Raw genomic sequence first — 17,516 nt, forward strand, 5'->3', positions numbered from 1 at the left:
TCTCTTCGCCCACCAAGTAACTATGAATTTAAATAATTTGATCGAATTATTTGTTAATCAAGCAAATAAACAAAATAAAAAAGATATTTTTTTAGAATGGCTAAATCCAAGTAATAAAAAAACATACACATGGGAACAAACTGAAAAAAATGTTTTAAAATTATCAAAAGTTATAAAAGAAAATATAAAAGAAGGAGATAGATGTCTTTTAGTTTCGGAGAATAGACCAGAGTGGCTTGTTTCTGATTTAGCTATTATGGTAGCTGGTGGAATTACAGTTCCAGCATACACAACTTATACAGAAGATGATTATAAGTACTTGATAGAAGACTGTGAGCCCAGCTTAGTTGTTGTTTCAAATAATGAAATGTTAAAAAAATTAAATAATTCAATTAATGAAAAAGATTTTATAAAAAAAGTCATTACTTTGGATGAAAAAGCCGAGGTAACAAATAGTTTAAATATAACTAACAAAGAAAAATATTTAGATTTTAATTCAATTCTAAATAATAATTTATTAGCAGAAGATAAAATTGAAAATAATAAATTAAAAAGAAATTCTCCTGCATGCATTATTTATACTTCAGGGACAGGAGGTAATCCTAAAGGAGTAATTTTAAGTCATGGTGGAATTTTAAATAATCTCGTAGGAGCATGTGAAATTATTAAACCATTATTTAGCACAAGACCGGTATTTTTAACTTGGCTTCCTCTTTCACACTCTTATGAGCATTGTGTTCAATTTGTACAGATAGCAGTAGGAGCAAAAGTATTCTATGCAGAGAAAATAGAAAAACTTTTAGAAAATATATCTGAGGCAAAACCCACACTTATGACAGCAGTTCCTAGATTCTACCAAAACCTCTACAACAAAATAAACATGAATTTAAAAAAACAAACAGGCTTTAAAGCAAAATTAATTGAAGCAACTCTTCGTTTGGGAAGAAAAAAACTATTAAATCAACAAATGACATTTTCTGAAAAATTACTCAATTTTATAGTTGATAAATTAGTAAGAAAAAAAATAAAAAAACAGTTCGGTGGAAATTTGAGAGCTTTCGTTTCAGGTGGTGGGGCTCTAGATAAAGAAATAGGTGAATTTTTGAATTCTGTGGGGCTGCCTACTCTTCAGGGTTACGGTTTAACAGAAACATCACCAGTAGTAAGTTGCAATCCAATACATAAAATTAAAGTGGAAACTGTAGGACCTCCATTTAAAGGAAACGAAGTTAAAATTGCTGAAGATGGAGAAATTTTAGTTAAAGGCGAAAATGTAATGCTAGGATATTGGAACAAAAAAGAGGAAACTGAAAAAGTAATTATAAATGGATGGTTACATACAGGTGATATTGGAGAGATAGATCCAAATGATGGTTATTTAAAAATTACTGATAGAAAAAAAGATATCATAGTAAGTGCTGGTGGAGATAACATTTCACCTGCTAAAATTGAAAATATGATTACGAATCAACCAGAGATAGATCAATGTATGGTTTATGGTGATAAAAAAAATTATTTAGTAGCTTTAATTGTGCCGAATAAAGATTTTTTAAACGAAAAAGAAAAAATAAATAAAGTAATTGAAAAAATAAATACAAAATTAACTTTATTAGAAAAGATAAAAAAAATTCAATTAATAGATGAAAATTTTTCTATTGAAAATGGTTTAATGACACCAACAATGAAAGTGAAAAGAAAAAAAGTTTCAGAAAAATATAAAAATCAGTTAGAAAATCTTTATTAAAATATTTAATTAAAATTGTTTATTAACCGCATAAACATTAACTAAATTAATAAAAAAAAGTTTTATAAAAATAAAAAGTTAAAAATAATTTTTATAAAATTTAACTTCTAATTAAAGAATTGACATAACTTATAGAAAAAAATAAAAATATGGTAACAACGAATCAATATGATTCGTTTAACTAAAAAAGGGAGCTAAAGATGCCTAAGAAAAGAAAAAAAGCGGCAAAGAAAACTAAGAAAAAAGCTAAGAAAAAAGCTAAGAAAAAAGCAAAAAAAAGAAGAAGAAAATAGTAACTTAGTATTCTTTACAAAAAACGCTTCTCATTACAGTTTGTGTGAGAGGCGTTTTTTTTTACTCGTCAATAGGTTCGTCGTTATCAGAGATTGGTTCGTCTACAGGTAGTTCATTAGCTGGAGCTTTTGCAGTTGCTACTGGTTGAGGCTGCCCACCTAAATTTCTTTTTAGTGCTTTATCCAATTTTTTTTGAGTATCTTCTAATGATACATTTAAAACAATCTGAAATTCAGATAGAATTCTTTCATAAGCTTTTTCAAATAATTGTCTTTCACTATAAGACTGGTCAACCATAAGATCATCACCCTTGTTTAAATCTCTGACAACCTCAGCTAATTCATATATTTTTCCAGAGGATATTTTTGCTTCATATTCCTGTGCTCTTCTGCTCCACATTGATCTTTTAATTTTTGGTTTACTTTTTAATATTGAAATACATTTGTTAACCTGATTGATAGTTGCTAAAGGCCTCAAGTGAGACTGTTTGTTTACAGGGACCATTCCATTAGCTTTATCTTTTTCAAATTTAATAACATATGTTTCAACATCAATTCCACCAATATTAATTTTTTTGAACTCAGTAATCTGGCCTACACCATGTTTTGGATAAACAACGTGATCTTTAATTTTGTATTCTCTTTTTTCGGTTTCTTGTTTTTTAACTTTTTTTATTTCAGGTTTAACTTCATTAGTTTTTGAAATTCTTAAATTATCTACTTTTGTTTCAGCTGTTGTTTCTGCAACTTTAACAGTTTTTTTTATTTTCTTTGATTTAGGTAAAACTTTTTTAGCAATTTTTTTAGCTTTTTTTGATATTATTTTTTTAGCTTTTTTAGCTTTTTTAGCTTTTTTAGTTTTTACAACCTTCTTTTTAGAAACTTTTTTTTTCACTTTTTTGTCTGTTTTGCCTTTAAAGATTTTCTTTAAAATATTTTTCGTACTTATTTTGCTCATTTTTAAATTTCTCGTGATCCGTCGGTGGATCTTTTTTTTCACTTATGTTTGGCCAGATTTCAGAATATTTTTTATTGATCTCTAACCATTTTTCACTTCCAGGTTCGGTGTCTGCTTTTATGGCATCGACAGGACATTCTGGCTCGCAAACGCCACAATCTATACACTCATCGGGTTTAATTACAAGCATATTTTTACCTTCGTAAAAGCAATCAACTGGGCAGACATCAACACAGTCGGTTAGTTTGCACTTAATACAATTGTCGTTAACGATATATGTCATTTTAAATTTTGTTTAATTTTTTCTTTAATATCGCCCATTGTTTTATTGTCAATATAAAGTAATCCCGCAAGTCGTCTCATTAAATTAGTTTCGTAAATATCAGCATCATTGTTTGAGTAAATGATAGACCATAAAGCCTCTACGATTTTAATTTTGTCTTGTGCAGGTAAATTTTTTACTTCTCTAGTAAAATCTAAAATTTGATTTGAGTTTTCTTCAATTATTTTTGCATCTTCAATTGTTTTAGAAATATTCTTATCTTCTACACCAAGCTCTTTAAGCGTTTTTTTAATAATTTCTTCCTCTTTATCAGTATAATTCTCATCTATTTTAGCAGCATGAATTAACAAAGCAGATACTTTTGTAAGAAAATTATTATTTTTTATTTCATCTTTTTTAAAAAACATTTTAATTTAAATTTAAATTCTTTAATATCTTAAATGGATTTTCATTTGAGATCTTCTTTCTAGCAATTTTTTTAAATTTCTTTGTAGGACTGTATTTAAAAAATATTTCATTTTCTTTTTCAAATATTTTATAATTCATTTTTTGAAGTAATTTTTTAAAGTTATCTTTACTGCATCCTAAAAGATTTAACATTTCTGGAACTAATTTTATTTCAGAATTTTCTTTTGAACTAGAATTTATTATTAATACAAATAATCTTTCCAAAATATCAATTCTTACAAAAAAATTATCAAATCTTTCAAATCCACACAAAAGCATAAAATCTTTATTTTTTATTTCTTTATCTTCTAAAAAATTCAAACCGAAGGTTGGAGGTTTTAATTTATGATATTTTTGATAAAAATTTTTCCATAACAATGTTCGCAAAGATACTGCTTCTGGCTTAATTAACTGATAAAGGAAAACATGATATCTTCCAAACTTCACTCCTAAGTCTCTAAGAATTTTTCTTTCATTTTGTTCTAGGTTTTTTAGGTATTCAGAAACTTGGTCTCGTTTTAACACACCATTATTTTCATAGAGCTGATATGCCAATGCTTTAATTGATGAATTATTTTCTTTTATATATTTTAAATCAATTAAACTTTTAAGAACGTTATTTATTTTTGCATGTATCCATTTGTTAATGTAATCGTTTAATTTTTGTTTAGTGTTTTGTTCAATAATATCATCAACGATTAAATCAAAATTAGGATTTAAATAGTCACTACCTGTTGTTAATTTTGCAATTGGAAAATCATTCCAGTAAATTTTAAAATCTTCATTCAAATTTATTAATCCTGTATCAATTATTGATTGAACACGTTTTTCTAATTCTGGACCAATAGTTTGTCTGGCAGCTTTTTTTAAGGATTTAATATCTGTTTCCAAAGCACCTTTTTTAAGATCTAGTTCTAATTTTAGTCCTTTAATTTTTCCAATAAATTGATCGTCAATTTTAACGTCATTGTTTTGAAAAATTTCAGTTTTAAATTCCATATCTTGTTTCAAACCTCTAGCGAGTACACTTGCTCTTTTGTCGATAAAAGTTTTAGTAAGCTCTTCATGCAATCTGTCTGAAAGTTTGTCTTCTAAATATTTAGTTTTTTCTATCCAATAACTTTGATTTTCTACCCAATTATTTTTATTTGAAACATATGACCAAGTTCTGACATTTGCAATTCTATTTGATAAAGAATCTACATTTCCATCAAATTTATCAAGTTTCATTAGCTGTAACCTCATATAATCTTCAGAAATTAGTCCTTTTTTGCTAATTAAAAATTTAAATACATTTCCAATAACCTCATAATGATTTCCATAAGTTTTTTTAACAAAATCAGGTATTTGGCAACATTCCCATAAAAGCATTAAAGTTTTCTTGTCAAATTCTTTATTCAAAATTTTTTGATCTTTTAAAAAATATTTTAGCGCTTTTTCATCCTCACATTCGTGAATTTTTCTTAGCCATTCCACCTGAGGTTTCTCTTCTAAACTTTTAATTAAACTATTTGAATTATTGAAATTAAGATTTGAATTTCTCCAAAACAAAGTTCTAATTTCTTCAAATTTATGATTTTCTAATAACTCTATTTCTTCTGGTGTTATTTCTTTGCAATCACCAGTAATACCAAAACTACCGTCGTTAAGGTACCTGCCAGCTCTACCTGCTATTTGACCTATTTCAGACAAATTTAACCTTCTTAATTTTTTTCCATCAAATTTCTTAATATTTGAAAAATAAACAAAATCTAAATCCATATTTATTCCCATTCCAATTGCATCTGTTGCAACTAAAAAATCTACATCCCCAGATTGATATAATTCAACTTGAGCATTTCTTGTTTTTGGACTTAGTGATCCCATTACAATAGCGGCACCACCCTTTTGTCTTCTTATTAACTCAGCAATGGCATAAACCTCCTCTGCTGAAAATGCAATTATTGCTGTTTTTCTTTCAATTCTCGATATTTTTTTATGACCAGTGTAAGTAAGTTTAGATAATCTTTCTCTATTTATAAATTCAATATCTCCGTTTAATTTTGAAATAATATTTTTAATGGTACTTGAACCCATCAGCATTGTAAGTTTTTCTCCTCTCATATTTAAAAGTCTATCGGTAAAAATATGACCTCTTTCATGATCAGCACACATTTGAATTTCATCCACACCAACAAACTCTAGATGTTTATCAATTGGCATAGACTCAACTGTGCATAAAAAAAATTTAGCATTAGATGGAATGATTTTTTCCTCGCCAGTAATTAATGCAACTTTATCTAAACTTATTTTTTTGATTACTTTGTCATATACTTCTCTTGCTAATAATCTAAGTGGAAATCCGATCATTCCAGTCTCAAAAGAAAGCATGGTTTCTATAGCAAGATGGGTTTTGCCTGTATTGGTGGGACCTAGAACAGCTGTAATTTTATTTTTAGTCATTTCTATCTTTTGTGCTTCTTTTTTTTTACCTACCAGATATTGTTACTGCTAAAGAACAAAAATAGACTAAAACATGACCGAATCGGAGGGTAAAAAGTTCTCATTTTCTTTTAAATTTAGGGGAGATTATCATAAGATTAATATTTAATTAAAGTTTAATCTAACTATTTGAAAGGACAAAATGATAAAAAATTTATTAAAATCTCTTGCGGTTTTATTAGTTATTACAAGTTCATTTATTGGAAAAGCTATTTCAAATGAATTAACTTTTTTTACCATAGGGACCGGAGGAACTGCTTATACTTATTATCCTGTAGGTGGAATGATAGCTAATGCAATTTCAAAACCTCCTGGATCAAGGGAATGTGGAAAAGGAGGAAGTTGTGGTGTTGATGGTTTAATTGCATCTGCTGTTTCTTCTAGAGGTTCAGTTGATAATGTAAACGCTATTATATCAGGTTTAAGAAATTCTGGGTTTGCACAATCAGATGTTGCTTATTGGGCTTACACTGGAACAGGAACAATGGAAGGTAAGGAACCTGCAAAAGATTTAAGAACCATTGCGGCTTTATTTCAGGAACATATCCATTTAGTAGCTTTAAAAAAAAGTAATATTAATTCAGTAAAAGATCTAAAAGGAAAAAGGGTATCTTTAGATGAGCCAGGTTCTGGAACATATGTTGATGCTAAATTAATTCTAGAGTCAAATGGATTAAGTACTAATGATGTTAAAGCAGAAGCTTTAAAAGGAAAAGCTGCAACTGACGCTTTAAGAAATGGTAAAGTTGATGCTATTTTTGTTGTAGCTGGTTATCCAACTGGTGCAATAGTTGAGCTTGCATCTGCGGTTGATATTAAATTAGTACCTATCGATGGCTCTGGAGCAAAAGCTTTAACTTCTAAATATGGTTTCTTTTCTGAAAGTCCAATACCATCAGGAACTTACGAAGGTGTTGATTCAGTTAATACTGTAGCTGTTGGTGCTCAATGGTTTACATCAGCAAAAGAAGATACAGACTTAATATATAAAATAACAAAAGCTTTGTGGAATAAGGAGTCTAGAAAGCTAATGGATGTAGGTCATGCAAAAGGAAAAACAATTACACCTGATACAGCGCTGTCAGGAGTGGGTGTACCATTACATCCTGGTGCAGAAAAGTTTTATAAAGAAGCAGGGCTTTTAAAATAATAAATCAAAATATACTGCCCTAGATCTTTTTTGATCTAGGGCATTTTTTATGTCTAAATTTGATATATCACAAAAAAAAATCTCTGATTTACAAAAAAAATATGAAGTTAAAACTAATGAGAGAGAACTTAAATTTTTTTTAAAATCTTTTGCTTTTTCAGTTTTAGCATTAATGTCTATATATCATTTTTATGCTTCTGGCTTTGGAACAATTAGAGAAATTTTACACAGAGGAATACATATATCATTTGTAGTAGGTTTAGTTTTTATTTTTTATAGTTGGAAAAAAATTGATGATAATAAAAAAAGTTTTAAAGTATCTTATATTGATATAATCCTATCAATTTTAGTTGTTGTTTCAGCTCTTTATTTACCTTTGCTGCCTCCAGAAGTTTTAGCATCAAGAGTTGGTAACCCAGAAAATATAGAGATTATAATGGGATCTTTTTTGATTGTATTAACACTAGAGGCGGCAAGAAGATCAATTGGTTTTACCCTACCTTTTATTTGTGTTCTTTTTATTTTCTTTGCTATTTTTGGACCATATTTTCCAGGTGCTTTAAAACATGGGGGCACTAGCTGGATTGGTTTTGTAAATCATATTTATATAACTAATCAAGGAATATATGGAATTGCTGTTGGGGTTATGGCTCAATATGTTTTTTTATTTATATTGTTCGGTGTGCTTGCAACAAAAATAGGATTGGGTCAGCTTTTTATTGATTTAGCAATGGTTATAGCTGGAAAATACTCTGGAGGGCCTGCAAAAGTTGCAATTTTTTCATCGGCTTTTTTAGGAACTATTTCTGGATCCTCTATTGCGAACACTGTTACCACCGGGTCTTTAACTATTCCAGCAATGAAAAAAGTCGGCTATCCACCACATTTTTCTGGAGCTGTAGAAGCTACAGCTTCTACAGGTGGTCAAATTACACCTCCAATACTAGGAGCCGCAGCATTTATAATGGTAGAATATTTAGAAGTTCCACTAAGAGATATTTTAGCAGCGGCTCTTATCCCTGCTCTACTTCATTATTTTGGGATATTTATAATGGTCCACCTGGAAGCTAAAAAATTAGGTCTTAGAGGGTTAACAAATGAGGAAGTGCCAAAATTTTTCTCAGTAGTTAAAGATAACTGGTTGTCCTTAGCACCATTAATACTTTTGGTTTATTTAATTTTAATTGGTCGAACACCTGACTATGCTGCAGTAATTTCAATTATAGCATGCGTCTTAATTGGTTTTATAAAAAAAACAAATAGGCTTACTATTAAAGATCTTATCAAGTGTTTATCTCAAGGAGCAAGAAATACTTTAGCTGTTGGAGCTGCGGCTGCAGCAATTGGAATTATTGTTGGTGTTGTAACATTAACTGGTGTTGGATTCAGATTAGGATTTGTTGTAATTCAAACAGCAGGAGACATAGGAAGTTTTTTTCTTAATTTTATTCCCTTTGATTTATTTACGATTGAGGATTTGACACTTTTTTTTTCATTATTATTAATTGCATTTTCTTGTATTTTTATGGGTACTGGTGTTCCAACAACTGCAACTTATATAATTTTAGTAGCAGTCGCCGCGCCAGCATTAACACAACTAAATATTGAACCGATTGTTTCCCATTTCTTTGTTTTTTATTATGGTGTTTTAGCAGACATAACTCCCCCAGTAGCGCTCGCTGCTTATGCTGCTGCAGGAATAGCAGGTTCTAACCCTTTTAAAACAGGAAATACTGCTTTTAGATTAGGAATTGCTAAAGCGTTAGTTCCATTTGTTTTTGTTTATTCACCATCTTTATTATTGGTAGCTCAAGGTTTTGATATGTACATTTTTTTTCAAACTTTAATCTCGGCAATGATAGGAATAGGATTAATTGGAATAAGTTTTTCTGGTTATTTTTTAAAAAATGTTCCAATTTATCAACGTTGGTATTTGGGTGTAAATTCTTTATTTTTTATTGCTCCAGGAATTGAGAGTTCTATTTTAGGATTATTTTTGATATCTCCAGTGCTTTTTTTACAACTAAAAAAATAGATTGCTTACCCTCCAGGTCCTAAATTAGAAGGCTTTATTTTAATAATTTTCCATACTCCAGATGCAGAAGTAATTATTTTATCATTACACTTTAGCTCGCAAAATAAAAAGACAAGAGTATTAGTTTTTTTTAAAATTTTTGTATGTCCAATAATTTCATCTCCAACTTTTGAAGCGCCTATAAATTTTATATCTAAAGAGATAGTTACACATGGAGCATTTCCTGCAGCTCTATGTGCAGCTGTCCCCGCTCCTGCATCTATTAATGCAGATAAATAGCCTCCGTGAGTTATTCCTGCAGCATTTAAATGGTTCTCATTAATTATAGATTTAAATTCGTATTCAGTCTCTGAAATAGTTCTAAACAAAACACCCCCATTGTGTTTCATATATCCAGGTTTAATACTTATTTGCTCAAATTCTTTACTCATAATTTTTTATAATACAAAAGTTAAAATTAATAAAATAATAAAAATAATTATAAAAAAATAAATTACTGATTTTTGTAAAGATGCTTTTAAAAGCCAATTAAACATTTCCATTTCCTTGTTGGTGGACCGCCCAGAACTCGAATCTGGAATCTCTCGGTTCGTAGCCGAGTGCCTTATCCAATTTGGCCAGCGGTCCATTAAAATAATATATTCCATATATCAAAGTTTTTGATGTAATTTAACTTATAAAATATTAAGTTAATTACTTTATGAGCAAAAAATCTAATGATGTTGTTATTACGTCTGCGCTAAGAACTCCAATAGGAAGATATAAAGGTTCATTAAAAAATCTTAGTGCATCAAAATTAGGATCAATAGTAATTAAAGAGGTAATTTATAAATCAAAATTAGACGTTGAGGAGATTGATGAAGTAATAATGGGGCATGTTTTAACTTCTGGACTTGGTCAAAATCCTGCTAGACAAGCCTTGATTGGAGCTGGATTACCAGTTTCAAAACCCGCTCATATTGTCAATCAGGTTTGTGGATCTGGATTAAGATCTGTTGTTTCTGGGTATCAATCAATCAGTTTAGGAGAAAATCAAATAGTTGTTGCAGGTGGTCAAGAAAATATGTCTAGAGCAACTCATGCAATTTATTATAGAGAAGATAAAAAATTTTCTGAAAAGAATTTGGTAGATACAATGATAAAAGATGGTCTATTAGACTACTTTAATGATTATCATATGGGTTTTACAGCTGAGAACGTTGCAGAGAAATATAAAATTTCAAGAGATGAACAGGATAATTTTTCTTTGAATTCTCAGAAAAAAACAGAAAAAGCTTATATTGAAAATAAATTTAAAGACGAGTTGATAAAATTACAAATTAAAGATGGTGAAAAAAAATTTATTTTTGAAAAAGATGAACATCCTAGAAACAATTTAAATATTGAAGATTTAAAAAAATTAAAAACAGTATTCAAAGAAAATGGGACTGTAACACCTGGAAATTCCTCAGGTATAAATGATGGTGCAGCAGCCTTAGTTTTGATGTCAAGAAAACAAGCAGAAAAAAAATCCTTAGAGCCATTAGTTAAAATTGTATCTTGGGCTACTTGTGGTGTTGAACCTTCGTTAATGGGACTTGGACCAATACCTTCAATTCAAGAGGCTTTATCAAAAGCAAACTGGAAAATTGATGAAGTTGACTTATTTGAAATTAATGAAGCATTTGCAGCACAAAGTATTGCAGTAATTAAAGAATTAAAAATTCCTGAAAAAAAAGTGAATGTCAATGGAGGAGCAATTGCCTTAGGTCATCCGATTGGAGCTTCTGGTACAAGAATTTTGGTTACACTTATTTATGAAATGATAAAGCAAGATAAAAAAAAAGGTTGTGCGGCACTCTGTATAGGTGGTGGTATGGGGATAGCCATGTGTATTGAGAGGAGCTAAAAAGCCTAAATTTCATTTATTTTTTTATTTTTTGTATAATAAAAATATAAGATTAACAAAAAAAACCTTATTTATGTGATAAAATAAAATCCAATAATGTTTTTTTGGGTATATAAAACATTTAAAAATGAGCGAAAAATTACTTGTTCCTGACATTGGTGACTTTGAAAATGTTGAGGTTATAGAGATACTTGTAAAACCTGGTGATCAGATTAAACAAAATGATCCAATAGTCACAATTGAAAGTGATAAATCAAGTGTTGAAATTCCTTCTACAATTGCTGGAAAAGTAGATAGTTTAGCAGTTAAAGTTGGTGATAAAGTTTCTAAGGGAGATTTGTTGCTTAATCTTGCACCATTATCAAAAATATCATCAGAAAGCACTCTTCCAAAGGATACAGAAAATATAATTAAACAAGCTGAAGAAGCAATAGCTGAAAAAAAAGAGGAAAAAAAAATTATATCTGAACCTATAATTGAAAAAAAACAATCTACAATTCAAGTAGTTAAAGGGGCTGATATTGATCCACTTGAAACTCAAGATTGGCTGGAATCTTTATCTGCAGTTATTTCGAAAGATGGAAATCAAAGAGCTCATTTTTTAATTAAAGAACTAATTAATAAAGCTTATCGTGAAGGAGCAAATATTCCTTATACTCAAAATACACCATACATTAACACAATACCTCCTGAGGCTGAAGTAAAGTCTGGTGGCGATCAAAATATTGAAAGAAGAATTAGGTCGTTGATTAGATGGAATGCAGCAGCAATGGTAGTTCGAGCAAATAAAAAATATCCTGAGCTTGGTGGACACATTGGTACATTTGCATCTGCCGCAACATTATATGATGTTGGGATGAATCATTTTTGGAGAGCAAAAAATAACAAATTTGGTGGAGATTTAATTTATTTTCAAGGACATAGTGCTCCAGGAATGTATGCAAGAGCTTTCTTAGAAGGTAGATTGAATGAAAAACAATTAGATAGTTTCAGACAGGAGGTAAAACCTGGGGGTCTATCGTCATATCCACATCCATGGCTAATGCCAAATTTTTGGCAGTTCCCCACTGTATCCATGGGGTTAGGTCCTATGCTTGCTATATATCAAGCTAGATACATGAAATATTTAATCAATAGAGGTTTGATTAAAGATGAAGGAAGAAAAGTATGGGCCTTTTTAGGTGATGGGGAGATGGACGAGCCTGAGTCAATGGGAGCTATTGGATTAGCTGCTAGAGAAAATTTAGATAATTTAATATTTGTAATAAATTGTAATCTTCAAAGATTAGATGGTCCAGTTAGAGGTAATGGAAAAATTATTCAAGAGCTTGAGGGAAGTTTCAGAGGATCTGGCTGGAATGTAATTAAAGTTATTTGGGGGTCATATTGGGATTCGTTGCTTGCTAATGATAAAACTGGTCACTTAATAAAAATTATGAACGAGACAGTAGATGGTGAGTACCAAGCAATGAAAGCAAGAGACGGTGCTTATGTAAGAGAAAAGTTTTTTGGGAAATCTCCTGAAGCATTAGAATTAGTTTCAAGCATGTCAGATACAGATATTTGGAGACTTAATAGAGGAGGTCACGATCCTCACAAAGTTTTTGCTGCATATGATAAAGCGACTAAACATCAAGGAAGCCCAACAGTGATAATTGCAAAAACTATTAAAGGTTATGGAATGGGAAAATCAGGAGAAAGTGTAAATACTACTCATCAAACGAAAAAATTAGATGTTGATGACTTGATGTATTATAGAGATCGATTTGATGTTCCCTTAACAGATGAACAAGTGAGAAATATTGAATACTTTAGGCCTGACGAAAAATCTCCAGAAATAAAATACATAAAAGACAGAAGAATTAAATTAGGTGGATATTTACCAGAACGTTCGACTTTTGCTAAACCAATCAAAGCACCCTCAAAAGATATTTTCGATTTCATGAAAGTATCAACTGGTGAAAAAGAAATGTCTACTACTATGGCCTTAGTAAGAATGTTAACAAATTTATTAAGGGATAAAAACATATCTCCTAGACTAGTTCCTATTATTCCTGACGAAGCAAGAACGTTTGGTATGGAAGGATTTTTTCAAAAAATAGGAATTTATGCTCATGAAGGACAAAAATATGAACCTGAGGATGCAGCTCAATTAAGTTCTTATAGAGAAGACAAAAGTGGTCAAGTTTTAGAGGAAGGTATCAATGAAGCAGGTGCTATGTCTTCATGGATTGCTGCTGCCACTGCATATACTAATCATGATATCGAAATGATTCCAATTTATATTTTTTATTCAATGTTTGGTTTCCAAAGAATAGGAGATCTAGCTTGGGCAGCTGGGGATAGTCAGGCTAGAGGATTTTTGGTAGGTGCAACAGCTGGAAGAACAACATTAGCTGGAGAAGGCTTACAACACCAGGATGGCCATAGTCATTTAATTGCATCAACTATTCCAAATTGTGTAACTTATGATCCTACATTTCATTATGAATTAGCGGTAATTTTTCGAGAAGGTCTAAGAAGAATGCATGAGAAAAATGAGAATGTTTTTTATTATATTACAACAATGAATGAAAATTACTCACACCCACAAATGCCAAAAGATAAAAATTGTGAGGAAGGCATTTTAAAGGGCATGTATAAATTAAAAGAATTTAACAAATACAAAAAAACTAAAATCCAACTTTTAGGATCAGGAACAATCTTAAGAGAAATGATGTCTGCTGCAGAGATTTTACAAAATGATTATAAAATTGACAGTGAGATATGGAGTGTAACAAGTTTTAATGAATTAAGAAAAGATGGAATGGAGGTAGAAAGATATAATCTTTTAAACCCTGATAAAGAACCTAAAAAATCTTATGTTGAGCAATGCTTGGGCCAAACAGAGGGCCCAATTATGGCTGCATCTGATTATATGAGAATGAATTCAGATCAAATCAGACCTTATACTAATAAAAGCTTTTATTCATTAGGAGCAGATGGTTTTGGAAGAAGTGATACAAGAAAAAATTTAAGAAAATTTTTTGAGGTAGATAAAGAACATTTGGTTGCTTATGGTTTAAGTATATTAGCAAAAGAACAGCTTATTACTTCCAAACATGCAAAAGATGCAATGAAGAAGTATAATATTGATACTAATAAACCAATGCCAACAAAATTATAATGTCAGTAACTGAGATTAAAGTACCTAATATTGGAGATTTTAAAGATGTTGAGGTTATTGAGGTATTAGTTACCGAAGGTCAATCAATTAAAAAAAATGATGCCCTAATAACAATAGAAAGTGATAAATCTAGCGTAGAAATACCATCAAATTTAGAAGGTAAAATTAAAAAATTAAAAATAAAAGTAGGAGATAAAGTTTCTGAGGGCGACTTAATTTTAACTATAGAAAGTGTTTCAGAAGTTAAAAAGGAAGAGATTAAAGAGAAACCAGAAATTGAAAAAGAGTCAAAAAATATTGATGTAATAAAAACTGAAATTCAAGAAAAAACATTTTCTAAAAATAATATTTCAGACATTTTGTCTGCAAGTCCAAAAGCTAGGAAATTTGCTAGAGAACTTGGTGTAGATATTAATCAAGTAGCAGGAAGTCAGAAAGATGGCAGAGTTGTTGAAGATGATATTAAAAAATTTGTTTCATCTAATTCAAAAAACAACGTTGTAGTAAAAGATAGTAAACCAGATAAAATTAAAAATGAATTTGAACATTCTGATTTTGGAGAAATAGAAATTAAAGACGTACCAAGAGTAAAAAAATTATCTTCAAAATATCTTACAAATTCATGGACAACAATTCCTCATGTTACAAATCACGATGAAGCCGACATAACGGAGATGGAAATTTTTAGAAGTTCATTAACAGATATGTATACTGGAGAAAAAATTAAAATTACACCTCTAGCATTTATAATAAAAGCTTTAGTTGCATCTCTTAAGAAATTTCCTAGTTTTAATTCTTCTATCGATGAAATTGAGACTGGAAAAATGACTTTAAAAAAATATTACCATATTGGGATAGCAGTTGACACGCCAAATGGATTAATGGTTCCAAAAATCAGAAATGCAAACAATAAAAAAATTTCTTTGATAAGTAAAGAATTAAAAGAGGTAAGTGAACTTTGTAGAAATTTAAAAATTGATAAAAAAGAATTGTTTGGTGGCTCGATGACGATTACGAGTTTAGGTGGTATAGGAGGTTCATTTTTTACTCCTATAATTAATTATCCTGAAGTTGCTATATTAGGAGTAGGAAGATCAGAAAAAAAACAAATTTTTATGAATGGAAAGTTTCAAACTAGGACTATGCTGCCAATTTCTTTATCTTATGATCACAGAATTATTGATGGTGCAGAAGCAGCAAGGTTTAATAATGATCTAAAAGAAAACTTAGGCAAGAATTTTGCCTATAAACTAGCTGTCTAATTAAAAATGAGTAAATCCATATCATTATTAAGTGCCTTATTGTGCACTTTTATTTGGGGCACAACTTTTATTGCCCAAGATACAGGCATGGATAATATTGGCCCTTTTACATTTAATGCAGTGAGGTTTTTTATTGGTTTTCTAGCCATTATTCCACTTATGATTTTATTTGAATTAAAAAATTTTAAATCAGAATTTAAATTAGATAAAAAAACTTTCATAATATATGCATTATTAATTGGAATTTCTTTATTCTTAGGCTCAGCACTACAACAAGTTGCTTTGCTTTATACAGATGTTGCCAATGCTGCTTTTTTTACAATTTTTTATGTGCCAATGGTACCGATTATCATTTTTATGTTTGGTAAAAAATCAATGCATTGGAGTGTATGGCCTTCTGTAGTTCTATGTTTAATTGGAGGATATTTATTAACAAATTTTCATGATGCAACAGTTAGATTAGGAGATACTTTAGTTGTTCTCGGAGCTTTATTTTGGAGCACTCATATAATTTTTACTGGGATCATTATAACTAAATACAACCTTCCACTTACATTGGGAGCTGCGCAGACTTTAATTGTAGCTATTTTTTCATTTATAATTGGAATTATTTATGAAGAGTTTATTTTCGGTAATATTTTAATGGAAATTTATTCAATTTTATATGCAGGTATATTATCTGGTGGATTTGCATTTGTATTACAAATTTATGCCCAGCGTAATATTACTCCAGCACCTGCTGCTATAATTTTTTCTCTTGAGGGTGTATTTGCGACTATAGCTGCTTGGTTTATTTTAAATCAAATTCTAGATGTCAATAATTTACTTGGATGCTTTTTTATTCTATGTGGAGTCCTCTTGTCTCAATTACTTCCTTTGATTAAAAAGAAGTATATTTAATAAATTAAACCAAATAAAATCAAAGCAATTATTATTCTATAAATTACAAACGCATTCATTGAAAATTTATTTATATAAATTAAAAAGAATTTTACTGTTAAAAAAGAAAAAATAAATGAAGATATAATTGCGATAACAACTAAGTAATTAAATTGTATTGATTGTTCCAAAACATCTTTTAAGCTTAGGATACTTGCTCCAACCAATGCTGGGATTGAAAGTAAAAAAGATATCTTACTTGAGTCTACTCTATTAAATTTTAAAATTCTCGCAGCTGTTATAGTAATTCCTGCCCTACTCACTCCAGGTACAAGAGAGAAAATTTGGAAAATACCTATAAATATTATTGACTGAAAATTTAAATTTGAAGAAATTTTTTTATCAAATCGATTTTTGTCTGAGATGTATAAAATTATTGCGAATATAAAAGTAGTCCATGCTATAATTTCTATGTTTCTAAACTGATAAATTAAATTTGTACTATAAAGTATGTATCCAACAATTATTAACGGAATAGATCCAAGTATAATTAAACTTAAAAGTCTTTTATTTTTTCTAGTATCAAATAGTTCATCCCTAAAAAAATAAATTATTGCTATTAGAGAACCTAGATGGAGGCTGATATCAATAAGCAAAGAACTAGATTTAAATTCATATAAAGTAGAAACCAAAATTAAATGAGCAGATGAACTGATAGGAAGAAATTCAGATATTCCTTGAATTGCAGAGAGAATTATAACTTCTATAATATTTTGAAACATTATTTCTACGTAACTTATAAAGTATTTATTTAAAACAATTCGATTTAAGCATAATAGCTATGCAATAATTAAAAACTTGTGTATTAGTGGTAATAATTTAAAAATTAAGGTCAATATATATGACCTATTTTATACTTTATATACGTAA

13 protein-coding genes and 1 tRNA gene are annotated in these 17,516 nt (G+C 29.6%); 7 read left to right on the forward strand and 7 right to left on the reverse strand.

Features of this window, described 5'->3' with window-relative positions:
* The first annotated feature begins 22 nt into the window (after positions 1-22).
* Complete coding sequence (locus ACTT88_RS00005) at positions 23-1,744, forward strand: AMP-dependent synthetase/ligase (RefSeq protein WP_440908612.1); 1,722 nt, start codon at positions 23-25, stop codon at positions 1,742-1,744.
* A 354-nt stretch (positions 1,745-2,098) separates the two neighbouring features.
* Here the strand turns inward: ACTT88_RS00005 and ACTT88_RS00010 are convergent, their stop codons facing one another.
* The 4 genes from ACTT88_RS00010 to ACTT88_RS00025 are packed head-to-tail and all read right to left on the reverse strand — an operon-like array spanning position 2,099 to position 6,167.
* Positions 2,099-2,995, reverse strand: a complete 897-nt coding sequence (locus ACTT88_RS00010) for a CarD family transcriptional regulator (RefSeq protein ID WP_440907350.1) — start codon at positions 2,993-2,995, stop codon at positions 2,099-2,101.
* A complete protein-coding gene (gene fdxA, locus ACTT88_RS00015) occupies positions 2,952-3,278 on the reverse strand; it encodes a ferredoxin FdxA (protein ID WP_440907351.1) in 327 nt (108 codons plus the stop codon). Before fdxA ends, ACTT88_RS00010 begins: the two co-directional genes overlap by 44 nt.
* Positions 3,275-3,685 carry a TerB family tellurite resistance protein gene (locus ACTT88_RS00020; protein ID WP_440907352.1) on the reverse strand — a complete coding sequence of 137 codons (411 nt, stop codon included), beginning with the start codon at positions 3,683-3,685 and terminating at the stop codon, positions 3,275-3,277. Before ACTT88_RS00020 ends, fdxA begins: the two co-directional genes overlap by 4 nt.
* Position 3,686: 1 nt before the next feature.
* The gene (locus ACTT88_RS00025) at positions 3,687-6,167 is read right to left on the reverse strand and encodes a helicase-related protein (RefSeq protein ID WP_440907353.1); all 2,481 of its coding nucleotides are present in this window, start codon (positions 6,165-6,167) and stop codon (positions 3,687-3,689) included.
* Positions 6,168-6,348: 181 nt separating this feature from the next.
* Here ACTT88_RS00025 and ACTT88_RS00030 point away from each other — a divergent pair, with 181 nt between their 5' ends.
* Positions 6,349-7,356, forward strand: coding sequence for a TAXI family TRAP transporter solute-binding subunit (locus ACTT88_RS00030; protein ID WP_440907354.1), 1,008 nt, complete (start codon positions 6,349-6,351; stop codon positions 7,354-7,356).
* A gap of 49 nt (positions 7,357-7,405) precedes the next feature.
* A complete protein-coding gene (locus tag ACTT88_RS00035) occupies positions 7,406-9,391 on the forward strand; it encodes a TRAP transporter permease (RefSeq protein ID WP_440907355.1) in 1,986 nt (661 codons plus the stop codon).
* Between the two features lie 5 nt (positions 9,392-9,396).
* On the opposite strand, the gene ACTT88_RS00040 is transcribed toward ACTT88_RS00035, so the two are convergent.
* Positions 9,397-9,822, reverse strand: coding sequence for a PaaI family thioesterase (locus ACTT88_RS00040; protein ID WP_440907356.1), 426 nt, complete (start codon positions 9,820-9,822; stop codon positions 9,397-9,399).
* A 119-nt stretch (positions 9,823-9,941) separates the two neighbouring features.
* Positions 9,942-10,018, reverse strand: a tRNA-Arg gene (locus ACTT88_RS00045).
* Positions 10,019-10,091: 73 nt separating this feature from the next.
* Between ACTT88_RS00045 and ACTT88_RS00050 the strand changes: the two genes are divergently transcribed.
* From ACTT88_RS00050 to ACTT88_RS00065, 4 genes are all read left to right on the forward strand, one after another.
* Positions 10,092-11,279 carry an acetyl-CoA C-acetyltransferase gene (locus ACTT88_RS00050; protein ID WP_440907357.1) on the forward strand — a complete coding sequence of 396 codons (1,188 nt, stop codon included), beginning with the start codon at positions 10,092-10,094 and terminating at the stop codon, positions 11,277-11,279.
* 127 nt (positions 11,280-11,406) lie between these two features.
* On the forward strand, positions 11,407-14,445 hold the full coding sequence (gene aceE, locus ACTT88_RS00055; protein ID WP_440907358.1) for a pyruvate dehydrogenase (acetyl-transferring), homodimeric type: 3,039 nt from the start codon (positions 11,407-11,409) through the stop codon (positions 14,443-14,445).
* Positions 14,445-15,707, forward strand: coding sequence for a 2-oxo acid dehydrogenase subunit E2 (locus ACTT88_RS00060; protein WP_440907359.1), 1,263 nt, complete (start codon positions 14,445-14,447; stop codon positions 15,705-15,707). Before aceE ends, ACTT88_RS00060 begins: the two co-directional genes overlap by 1 nt.
* Positions 15,708-15,713: 6 nt before the next feature.
* A complete protein-coding gene (locus tag ACTT88_RS00065) occupies positions 15,714-16,607 on the forward strand; it encodes a DMT family transporter (RefSeq protein WP_440907360.1) in 894 nt (297 codons plus the stop codon).
* On the opposite strand, the gene ACTT88_RS00070 is transcribed toward ACTT88_RS00065, so the two are convergent.
* A complete protein-coding gene (locus tag ACTT88_RS00070) occupies positions 16,604-17,368 on the reverse strand; it encodes an undecaprenyl-diphosphate phosphatase (protein ID WP_440907361.1) in 765 nt (254 codons plus the stop codon). The genes ACTT88_RS00065 and ACTT88_RS00070 overlap by 4 nt on opposite strands.
* Positions 17,369-17,516: the final 148 nt, after the last annotated feature.

Source organism: Candidatus Pelagibacter sp. (genome assembly GCF_052046145.1).
Lineage (GTDB): Bacteria > Pseudomonadota > Alphaproteobacteria > Pelagibacterales > Pelagibacteraceae > Pelagibacter.

What these genes read in the sequence shown, in the direction of transcription:
- ACTT88_RS00035 (WP_440907355.1), top strand. Translation starts at nt 7,406, where the DNA reads ATGTCTAAATTTGATATATCACAAAAAAAAATCTCTGATTTACAAAAA.
- ACTT88_RS00020 (WP_440907352.1), bottom strand. Translation starts at nt 3,685, where the DNA reads ATGTTTTTTAAAAAAGATGAAATAAAAAATAATAATTTTCTTACAAAA.
- ACTT88_RS00065 (WP_440907360.1), top strand. Translation starts at nt 15,714, where the DNA reads ATGAGTAAATCCATATCATTATTAAGTGCCTTATTGTGCACTTTTATT.
- ACTT88_RS00060 (WP_440907359.1), top strand. Translation starts at nt 14,445, where the DNA reads ATGTCAGTAACTGAGATTAAAGTACCTAATATTGGAGATTTTAAAGAT.
- ACTT88_RS00030 (WP_440907354.1), top strand. Translation starts at nt 6,349, where the DNA reads ATGATAAAAAATTTATTAAAATCTCTTGCGGTTTTATTAGTTATTACA.
- ACTT88_RS00010 (WP_440907350.1), bottom strand. Translation starts at nt 2,995, where the DNA reads ATGAGCAAAATAAGTACGAAAAATATTTTAAAGAAAATCTTTAAAGGC.
- aceE (WP_440907358.1), top strand. Translation starts at nt 11,407, where the DNA reads ATGAGCGAAAAATTACTTGTTCCTGACATTGGTGACTTTGAAAATGTT.
- ACTT88_RS00040 (WP_440907356.1), bottom strand. Translation starts at nt 9,822, where the DNA reads ATGAGTAAAGAATTTGAGCAAATAAGTATTAAACCTGGATATATGAAA.
- ACTT88_RS00025 (WP_440907353.1), bottom strand. Translation starts at nt 6,167, where the DNA reads ATGACTAAAAATAAAATTACAGCTGTTCTAGGTCCCACCAATACAGGC.
- ACTT88_RS00070 (WP_440907361.1), bottom strand. Translation starts at nt 17,368, where the DNA reads ATGTTTCAAAATATTATAGAAGTTATAATTCTCTCTGCAATTCAAGGA.
- ACTT88_RS00050 (WP_440907357.1), top strand. Translation starts at nt 10,092, where the DNA reads ATGAGCAAAAAATCTAATGATGTTGTTATTACGTCTGCGCTAAGAACT.
- fdxA (WP_440907351.1), bottom strand. Translation starts at nt 3,278, where the DNA reads ATGACATATATCGTTAACGACAATTGTATTAAGTGCAAACTAACCGAC.
- ACTT88_RS00005 (WP_440908612.1), top strand. Translation starts at nt 23, where the DNA reads ATGAATTTAAATAATTTGATCGAATTATTTGTTAATCAAGCAAATAAA.